Genomic DNA, 3,565 nt, shown 5'->3' with positions numbered 1-3,565 from the left:
ATTATTGTAACACCTTGTTTCAAAAAATACCAGATGAGGTGTTTTTTTAGCATGCCCATTTATGAATCAAAAAGGATTAAAAATAAGACAGTAACTTCGGAATAGCTACTGTCTTATCCCTTTTTTTACTTAAAGCCTTGATAGACTTGACAAATGGTAGAAAAGATCCTATTTAAAACATAAACTAAATTTCTTGACATATCAAAAGCCGTTAGCAATCTAACGGCAATTTTTTATATCTGAGATAACGTATTCAAGACGGCTATAAAGACCAAGCAATAAGTCATAACTTCGATTTTCGTTCTCTTTCAAAACAGTGTAGACTGTTGTACCGTAACTAAATTCAAAGAAGTCATCTAATTCCTTAAGCCAGTCATCAATAACCCCTAAATTTTGATCGATAATAGCAAATAAACTTGGTTGATACCAGATTGTACCTTCGATATAAAGGTTTTTATCAGATAATTTAGATAGAGATACTTTTAAATCAGCAAGCTCACGTTTAGCAAGATTGGGATCAATCTTGAGATCAAAAAGCAAGCGTGCATCACGATTAAGAATATTGAGTTCTGCTTGAAGCAGTTGAATATAGTGTATCGCTACTAAATACTGGTTCATAGGTCTCTCCTGATTATCTGAAAATCATAATATCATTGTACCACTAAAAGGTGAAAAAAAGTAGTAATTATTTAATAATTTTACATGATTTTCTTAGAAATACTTTTTACATTGAAAGTCTTATTTTAAAATAATTACACTAGTCATTTTTCTAATATCTTAAGAAATAAATGGCTTTTTTAAAAAATAAAAATCACTCAAAATGAGTGATTTAATAACCTTAGTGACTGACCATTTCTTGTGCAATTTCAAATCCGCTAAGTTTTCCAGGGTAGTAAGTTGGCCAGTTGTCCATTTCTTTTAGAATTTCTTCTTGACTACTATTACCAAAGAAAATATGAAAATGTGCTACGCTTGTTGGATCTATTTGATGATCAGAAAATTGGACATACTGGTAAGGATTATCTGCTGCTTGACTGTCAGTTGCTGTGAAGAGATAACGGACACCTTTTTTACCAGAAGCATAAGTCAAAATCTTATAACCATCATAACGATAAGTGTGTGTCACGCTACTTCCATCATTCTTTGTGAAAGTCATAGTCATCTTTTTACCATCAATAGCAATTTTAGAAACATCTGTTTGATAGCCCTTAGTGTAGTACTCTTTGTATTCTTGTGCGGTTTTATCCTTATTCAGTAGAGATTTGTATTCAAATACTTGATCTAAAGTACCATCTTGGAGGTAAGGATAGACCGATTGCCACTTACCAGACCAATCAGAAAGTTCTCTATCTTTAACATCTTTGTCATCAAAGTAACCATTTTGTACTGTTTTCTTGTCATCAATTCCTGTTTCAGGTTGGATAGCTTTACCTTCAACATCTGTTGTTAAACGAAGATTCTTTAGGTTCTCAGTCATAACACTGACATAATCTTCACCTTTTTTCAACTGTTCCTTAGTTAGTGATTCAATTGGATTTAAAACTGCTGTCTTAACTCCTACTTCATTAGCTAAGGTTTTGGCAACGCTACTTGAAGCATTTTCCTCAAAGTAGATATAGTTAATGTCATATTCTTTGACATACTTAGAAAGGCTAGCAATACGTTTTGCAGATGGATCAGATTCAGCTGAAACACCTGAAATTGGCACTTGGGTCAAACCGTAATCTAAAGCAAGGTAGGCAAAGGCTGCGTGCTGTGTAACAAAACTCTTCTGTTTTGTATGACTCAATGCTTCCGTATACTCCTTATCCAAAGCTTGTAATTTTTTTAGATATTTTTCTGCGTTGGTCGTAAATACCGCTTTTTTATCTGGATGTTGAGCAATCAAACCATCTCTAATAGTTTTCACTAATTTTTGAGAACGTTTTGGTGAGAGCCAAACATGGGGATCGTACTCATGGTGATGTTCTTCACCACCGTGATCATGATCTTCTTCCTCTGTACCAGGCAAAAGAACCATTCCTTTACTTGCCTCGATAACCTTAGTATTTTTGGTATTAATGGTTTTCTCAATCTTGGGAACCCATGTTTCCATATTCTCATTTAAGTAGACAAAAGTGTCCGCTTTCTCAATATCAGCAACATTCTTAGTAGAAGGCTGAAAATCATGGGCCTCACTACCTGCAGGGATAAGATAAGACACCTCTCCCTCATCTCCAACAACCTGCTTGGTGAATTCATAAACAGGGTAGAAGCTCGTTACAACCTTCAAATCACCATTCCCCTTTGAATCGTGTTGACTAGTCGTATAATAAATACCTGCACTAGCAGCTAGAACAACAGCTGCCAATCCTGCTATGCCAAAAATGCGTTTCTTTTTCATGATATTCCTTTCAAAATACTTAACCGGTTAATAGTTTACTGGTTAAGTATATCACATTAATTTTATTTTGCAAGTCCCTAAATAAAAAAATGAAATATTTCAAAGAGAAAGAATAATTTGATATACTGGAAGTATCATTTTGAAAGTAGGTTATACATGGTTCGAAAACTAACTCTATATCTTTTTCTATTTTTGTCAGCCATCGGCCTGACCTATGATACACAATCATATACTTCTGGAGCTTTGTCTGGCTCTGCTTATGGAATTATCGGGCTATCAACTCTCATTGCTCTCTGCTACATCATTCCAGCAATATTTCTGATTCGGTTCTTAGGCAAGAAATGGCAGGTGAAACCACTTGTTCTCGTATTTGCTCTAATTGGCGGACTCTTTATTACAGGTTGGTTGGCAGGTTATGCTAATACTTTTTCCCATGAATGGGTGACTGCCCATCTTTCTTCAAAGAATTTCTTCTACCGCTTTGAGGATGCTATAATGGCCCCACTGGTTGAGGAGCCTCTCAAACTAGCAGCATTTATCTTTGCTGTCTATATGGTTCCTACAAAAAGTTACAAAGGACTCTTACTCGTTGCTATTACAGCAGGTCTTGGTTTTCAGATTAGTGAGGATTTTTCATATATCCTTTCAGATTTGCCTGATGGTTTTTCTTATACGATTTCGGGAATTCTTGGTCGCAGTATTGGGGCAATATCGTCCCACTGGCTTTACACATCCTTCCTTGCTATGGGGCTTGTCTTGATATGGCGTTCACATCAAAAACTCATTCATCAAAAATATCGTCTTATTGGTATATTCTATGCCTGTGGTGCCTTTGCCTCACACTTTGCTTGGAACTCACCTCTTCGAACTTTAGAGAGTGATTTACCATGGGCGTCAGGACTTCTCATTTCACTCAATCTTTTCTTCTTTATTTCGCTTTATCAGCTCCTCTCGAAACTAGATAAAGAAAACAAATAATGTTCAGACTACGAAAAAAGCCTTTTTGTACTGATCCCAAAAAGTTAGACAATTAATTTATCCGAAGGATTTAGTTCTGTATTGCACAGGACTGAGTCCTTTTAGTTTTACCCCAATTCGTTTGTTGTTGTAATAATCAAAATAGTCTACAATAGCTTGTTTCAAATGCTCAATTAACTTAAACATCTTCTCATAACCATAAAA

Annotated in this window: 4 protein-coding genes; 1 reads left to right on the top strand and 3 read right to left on the bottom strand. The window is 35.3% G+C overall.

The annotated features are described in order from the left end of the window. Positions 1-219: 219 nt before the first annotated feature. Positions 220-618: a hypothetical protein gene (locus ADF62_RS02425; protein ID WP_003093792.1), complete on the bottom strand. Its 399-nt coding sequence runs from the start codon at positions 616-618 to the stop codon at positions 220-222. A 220-nt stretch (positions 619-838) separates the two neighbouring features. Beyond that, positions 839-2,383, bottom strand: a complete 1,545-nt coding sequence (locus ADF62_RS02420; RefSeq protein WP_048788002.1) for a zinc ABC transporter substrate-binding protein AdcA — start codon at positions 2,381-2,383, stop codon at positions 839-841. Between the two features lie 156 nt (positions 2,384-2,539). Here ADF62_RS02420 and ADF62_RS02415 point away from each other — a divergent pair, with 156 nt between their 5' ends. After that, complete coding sequence (locus ADF62_RS02415) at positions 2,540-3,361, top strand: PrsW family glutamic-type intramembrane protease (RefSeq protein WP_048788001.1); 822 nt, start codon at positions 2,540-2,542, stop codon at positions 3,359-3,361. A 57-nt stretch (positions 3,362-3,418) separates the two neighbouring features. Here the strand turns inward: ADF62_RS02415 and ADF62_RS09925 are convergent. Continuing rightward, the coding region (locus ADF62_RS09925; protein ID WP_065425428.1) for an IS3 family transposase at positions 3,419-3,565 on the bottom strand (147 nt) is incomplete at its 5' end.

It is taken from the genome of Streptococcus sp. 1004_SSPC (assembly GCF_001069025.1).
Taxonomy (GTDB): domain Bacteria; phylum Bacillota; class Bacilli; order Lactobacillales; family Streptococcaceae; genus Streptococcus; species Streptococcus vestibularis.
This window is presented reverse-complemented; position numbering and strand designations above follow the sequence as displayed.